Genomic DNA, 5,521 nt, shown 5'->3' with positions numbered 1-5,521 from the left:
TCCTCGCGGAAGCGGTGGTAGTGGTCGTCGGCCACGTCGCCGGTGTCGCCGTTCAGCACCTTGCCCGGGGTGTGGCTGAAGGTGTCCCAGATCGACGGGGTCCGCCCGTCCTCGGCGACGGCCCCCTCGATCTGGTAGGAGGCGGTCGCCGAGCCCCAGACGAACCCGGCGGGGAAGGAGAGCGGGGTTTCCCGCCCGGGGGCCGCGGTGGTCTCGGGCGGGGTGCTCGTGGTCATGGGCCGATCCTCCCAGCAGCCGGCCCGGTCCACCGGGTCGGCGGTGGCAGTGGTGGGATCACCGGGGTGCCCGTCGAAGCGTTTCGCCGCGTCCTAGGATCCCGGCAGGATCGACGGGGACCCTCGAGGACGGGAGCGGGCGTGAGCGCAGGGACGGACGACGCGACGCGGGTGGGCGGCTGGGTCGCCCCCGGCTACGAGGGGGTGCGCGACGTCTTCGCCGCACACCTCGCCGACGGACGGGAGACGGGCGCCGCCTTCGCGGCGTGCGTGGCCGGCCGTCCCGTCGTCGACCTGCACGGCGGCACCGCCGACAGCGCCGGCGGCGTCCCGTGGCGCGAGGACACCGCGGTCGTCGTCTTCTCCGGCACCAAGGGCGTCATGTCGCTGTGCCTGCTGCTGCTCGCCGAGCGCGGCCTCCTCGACCACGACCGGCCCGTGGCGCACTACTGGCCGGAGTTCGCCGCCCACGGCAAGGGCGGCACCACCGTGCGGGAGGCGCTGAGCCACCGGGCCCGCGTCCCGGCGTTCCGCGAGGCCGTCACCGTCGCCGACCTCGCCGACCCGGTGCGCCTGGCCGGGCTGCTGGCCGCCCAGGAGCCGTTCGACCTGGCCCAGCCGCACTACCACGCCCTCACCCACGGCTGGCTCACCGGCGAGCTGCTGCGCCGCGTCGACGGCCGCGACGCCGGCACGTTCGTCGCCGAGGAACTCACCGGCCCGCTCGGGCTGGACCTGTGGATCGGCCTGCCGGCGGAACTGGAACCCCGCGTCGCGGTGCTGGAGCTGCAGGGCGAGAAGCCGCCGCCGCCCGTCTGGCCCGGCGACCCGGTGCGCACCGAGGTCGACCGGCTCCTGGACACCAACCCGCCGCTGCTCGGGGAGCCCACGCTCTTCAACACCCGCGAGGTGCACGCCGCGCAGATCCCCGGTGCCGGCGGCATCGCGACGGCCCGCTCGATGGCCCGGCTCTACGCCGTGCTCGCCTGCGACGGGGAGCTGGAGGGCCGGCGCTGGCTCGGGGAGGCGGCGCTGCGCGAGGCGTGCACGGAGGCCGTGGCCTGGACCACCCCCGACGGCTGGCCCAACCGCTACAGCGCCGGGTTCCAGATGCAGACGTCGCGCGCCCCGTTCGGCCCGGCCGCCGAGGGCGTCGGGCACGGGGGTTTCGGCGGCAGCCAGCACGGGTTCTGGCCCGGCACCGGCGTGAGCTTCTCCTACTGCCCCAACCGCCTGGTGGTCGAGGGTGAGGACACCCGGTCGCAGGCACTGCTCACCGCGCTGCACGGGGCGTGGCAGGCGCAGCGCGCTGCGGTGTGAGCGCGACCAGCCCTCACCCCGCCCACCGCAGCACGAGGTCGGCCCGCCCCCGGGTCGCGGCGACGACCTCGGCGTTGGCCTGGTCGCTGCCCAGCGCCCAGGCCAGCGCCTGCTCCGGCGGCTTGCCGAACTCCTCGTGCCGCCGCGCCAGCCGCCGCACCCGCAGCTCGTCGTCCACGTCGAGGTACCACGTCTCGTCGAACGACCCCTCCAGCGCCGCCCACGGGCCCTCGCGCAGCAGCAGGTAGTTCCCCTCGACGACGACGAGGGGGACCGCCCGCGGCACGGGCAGCGCCGAGCCGATCGGTTCCTCGATCTCGCGGCGGAACTCCGGCGCCAGCACGACCTCCTCGTCCGCCGCGCGCAGCCGTCGCACCAGCGCCGCGAAACCCCCGGCGTCGAACGTGTCGGGCGCACCCTTGCGGTCGCGGCGGCCCAGCGCCTCCAGCACGACGTTCGCGCAGTGGAACCCGTCCATCGGCACCCGCACCGCGGTGCCCGGCCCGCCGGTGCGCTCCAGGGCGGCGACGAGCTCGGCGGCCAGCGTCGACTTGCCCGCACCGGGTGCGCCGACGATGCCGAGCAACCGGCGGCCACCGCGCCGGGTCAGGCGCCCGGCGCGCCGGACGAGGTCGTCGAGGGTGAGGTCGACGGGCCCCTCGGGCGCGGCGCGCCCCGGTCGCGGGCGCGCCAGCGGCAGGTCGGCGAACCACGGTGCGCGCAGCCAGGCGCGCGCACCGGGCACGGTGCAGCGCCAGGAGGCGACCTGCACCGCCGCGGTCAGCGCCTCGTGGAGCTCCATCCCGTCGGCGATCGCCAGGGCCAGGGCCCCGTGCAGGACGTCACCGGCGCCGAGGGTGTCGACGGCCTCGAGCCTCGGCACCCCGATCGAGCCCTTCCGGACCTCCCCCGGCCGCTCCGTGCGCCAGCGCACGGGCCCCGGCCCGGCGGTCGCCGCGGCGGCACCCGCCCCCGCGGCGAGCACGTCCAGCAGCACGTCGCCGCCACCGGGCACCGCGAAGGCGGCCGAACACACGGCGACGTCGACCAAGGGCAGCAGCTCCGCGAGCACGGGTTTCCAGCTGCCGCCGTCGAGCAGCACCGGCACGCCCACCTCCCGGGCCGCGCGGGCCGCGGCGAGCGCCAGCTCCGGGTGGTGGCCGTCGACGAGCAGCACGTCGGCACCGCGCAGCAGCGCACCACCGGCCAGCGCCGCCGGGGCGGGCACGGCCTCGCCGCCGGCGTTGACCGAGGTGACGGAACGGTGCGCACCGGCCACCCGAACACCGGAGACGGCCGGGGGCGCGGTGCGCCCGGGCGCGGCGTCGACGACCTCGACGCCGTGGTCGGCGAGCTCCTCGGCGACGGCGCGGGCCAGCGGGTGCCGGCCCAGGGCGGTGACGAGCCGGGCGCGGCCGCCGAGCGCGGCGAAGGTGACCGCGGCGTTGGCGGCCGGGCCGCCCGCGACGAGCTCCTGCCCCTGCGCGGTGACCTTCTCGTCGGGGCCGGGGGGCACCTCGACGCGGTGGACGAGGTCCAGCGTCGCCAGGCCGGTGAAGACGCCGAGGGGGCTGCGAGCTGTCACGACGGGCGAGCCTGCCACCGGGCGCCGCCGGATCGGGAACCGCCGCACAGGACGCCGGACGTCATTCCTCCACCTGGCGGCGGAGGTAGTCGTCCATGTGCGGCACGGTGAACCGGAGGTAGCCGCGCTCGGGCGCGAAGATCAGCCCCTTCTTGATGAGCTCGTCCCTCGCCACGCTGAGGTCGCTCGGCTTCCGCTTGCCCAGGCGTGCGACGAGGTCGGAGATCTGGCTCTGGACCGGGTCCTCGGCCATGGCCCGCATCAGCTTCTTCTGCGCCGGGGTGGCGCGGTTCCAGCGCGAGTGGAAGAGGCTCTCGTCCAGGACCGCGGTTCCCTGCGCGACGGCGATGTCGGCGTCCTGCCGGGTGATGACCGCATGCCCCGGAGCTGCTCGCCACGCCTGGTCGCCGAAGACCTGGACGAAGTAGGGGTAGCCGCCGGAGACGTCGACGAGCCTGTCGAGCGCGGCGTCCTGGTACGTGACTCCCTCCGCCTCCGCCGGTTCGGCGAGGGCCGCACGCGCATCGGCGGGGCTCAACGCCCCGATCTGGACGAAGTGGAAGCGCTCGGAGTAGGAGCGGACCTCCGCGAGCCTCGCCGGCACGTTCGGGAGGCCGGCTCCGTACAGGTGGAACGGCCAGCTGTTCTGGTGGGCTCGGTGCTGCACCGAGACCAGGGCGCTGAGCATCGCCGGGTCCAGGTCCTGGATCTCGTCCACGAAGATCCCCAGGCCGATGCCGGACTCGGCGAGGGCTGGGACCAGGTCGTGCACCAGCTCTTCCAGGTCGACCGTCGGATCACCCGAATCACCACGCCCGGAGCCCGCCTGGACGTCGATGCTCAGTTCGACCCCTGTGACGCCCGCTGCGATCGAGAAGGAACCGATGGTGCCGAGTGCGCGCTTCCAGGCGTCCGACATCCGCTGCCGGCGCGGAACTGCCGATCGCGCCGCCCCCACGAGTCCCCTGGCGAGCCGTCGTCGGCTGAGGTGCTGCTCCGTCGACTCCTGCTTGCCCTCGATCTCCACGGTCATCCAGTTCGCGGCAGCAGCCTGGTTCTGCAGCGCTTTCAGGAGCACCGTCTTCCCCACGCCCCGGAGCCCGTAGAAGATCGGCGCGTCCGCCGAGGCACCGCGAGCCGTGCGGGCGACGACCACGCGACCTTCTTCGAGCTCACGCCCCCTGCCGACCAGCGCGGGCGGGGCCTTGCCGGCCCCCGGCGTGTAGGGGTTGCGAGCGGCGTCCACGCGGCCATCCCTCCGGCATCCGTATAAGACGCTGACTTAGACGACCTTAGAGCACCTGATGCGGCGCACTCCGGGTGACGGTGCGCACGAGCCCCGCCGGTGCCCTCACAGCTGGCGGACGAGGGGCCGCAGCCGGCCCGCCACCTCCACCGCCGGCCAGCCCGCGTCGCGGGTGAGGACCTCCGCGCCCGCGGGCCCGAGCAGCACGGTGTCGCGGACCTTCGCCCCGGGGGCGCTGGGGTTCCACGCGAACGCCTGCCCGGCGTGCACCACGTCGGCGGCGGTGGCGGTGGGTGCGGGGTCGTCGACGTCGTAACCGGCGGGACCGCCCTGGTGGTGCCGCTCCCACTCGTCGGCGGCGAAACCGTGCCGAGGGTAGGCCGCCGCGACGTCGGCGAGGACGTCGCGCAGCCGCCGCCCCGGGCGGGTGGCGGCCAGCACGTCGGCCTCCACGTGCAGCAGCCGCATCTCGGCGTCCAGCTCCCCCGGGGCCGGTGCCGCGAAGCGCACCCACCGGGTGGCGGCGGCGACGAGGCCGTGGCGGCGGGCGCAGACGGTGAGCACCGCCCGCTCCCCCAGCGGCGCCCCCGTGGGCAGGGCGTGGCGGTGGGCGAGCCGGCCCGCCCCCCCGACGAGGAGGACGAGGGGATCGGCACCGAGGTCCAGGAGGCGGCGGCCCAGCTCGGCGGCAGCGCGGCGCTCGCTCGTGCCGGGCGACAGGACGGCGGCGACGTCGGCGAGGACGGCGGCGACGTCGGCGCACAACCTCCGGTAGCGGGCGCTCTCGGCGGGCAGCAGCGCGGCCCGGGCGGCGCGCAGCTCCGCCGCCACGTCCTCCTCGTGCAGCACGCCCGGCACGCCCCGGGACGCCTCCGGGCGCAGCAGCGCGGCGTGCCAGGGCACCACCCGCACGGGCAGGTCGCCGGGCAGCTCCTCGGCGACCAGCCGCGCGGCCTCGTCGCCGCGGGTGACGGCCTCCTCCGTGGTGGGCGTCACGACGACCGCGACGACGGGGCCGGCGGTGAGACCGACGTGGGTGCGCGCGCCGTCGAGGTACCAGGACAGCGCGCTGGTGCTGCGCAGCACCAGCCGCGCCGCCCCGTGCGCGGCCAGCACCGCCCGGACCCGCTCGCG

The 5,521-nt window shown here is 76.2% G+C and carries 5 protein-coding genes; 1 reads left to right on the top strand and 4 read right to left on the bottom strand.

The genetic code is table 11. The features are described from left to right. Positions 1-236: family 1 glycosylhydrolase (locus ABEB16_RS16355; protein WP_345713289.1), on the bottom strand; the 236-nt coding region annotated here is incomplete at its 3' end. Between the two features lie 141 nt (positions 237-377). On the opposite strand from ABEB16_RS16355, the gene ABEB16_RS16350 reads away from it, so the two are divergent. Further along, positions 378-1,556: a serine hydrolase domain-containing protein gene (locus ABEB16_RS16350; protein WP_345713288.1), complete on the top strand. Its 1,179-nt coding sequence runs from the start codon at positions 378-380 to the stop codon at positions 1,554-1,556. A 13-nt stretch (positions 1,557-1,569) separates the two neighbouring features. Here the strand turns inward: ABEB16_RS16350 and ABEB16_RS16345 are convergent, their stop codons facing one another. The 3 genes from ABEB16_RS16345 to ABEB16_RS16335 all read right to left on the bottom strand — a co-directional run. Next, on the bottom strand, positions 1,570-3,141 hold the full coding sequence (locus tag ABEB16_RS16345; RefSeq protein WP_345713287.1) for a nucleoside/nucleotide kinase family protein: 1,572 nt from the start codon (positions 3,139-3,141) through the stop codon (positions 1,570-1,572). Between the two features lie 61 nt (positions 3,142-3,202). Further along, complete coding sequence (locus tag ABEB16_RS16340; RefSeq protein ID WP_345713286.1) at positions 3,203-4,387, bottom strand: ATP-binding protein; 1,185 nt, start codon at positions 4,385-4,387, stop codon at positions 3,203-3,205. Positions 4,388-4,492: 105 nt separating this feature from the next. Further along, positions 4,493-5,521, bottom strand: a 1,029-nt coding sequence (locus ABEB16_RS16335) for a M24 family metallopeptidase (RefSeq protein WP_345713285.1), incomplete at its 5' end; no start/stop codon positions are given.

Origin of the sequence: Kineococcus glutinatus, from assembly GCF_039542765.1 — a bacterium.
In the GTDB taxonomy this organism is placed as follows: Bacteria; Actinomycetota; Actinomycetes; order Actinomycetales; family Kineococcaceae; genus Kineococcus_A; species Kineococcus_A glutinatus.
The sequence above is the reverse complement of the archived record's forward strand: the minus strand, read 5'-3'. Positions and strand labels throughout refer to the sequence as shown.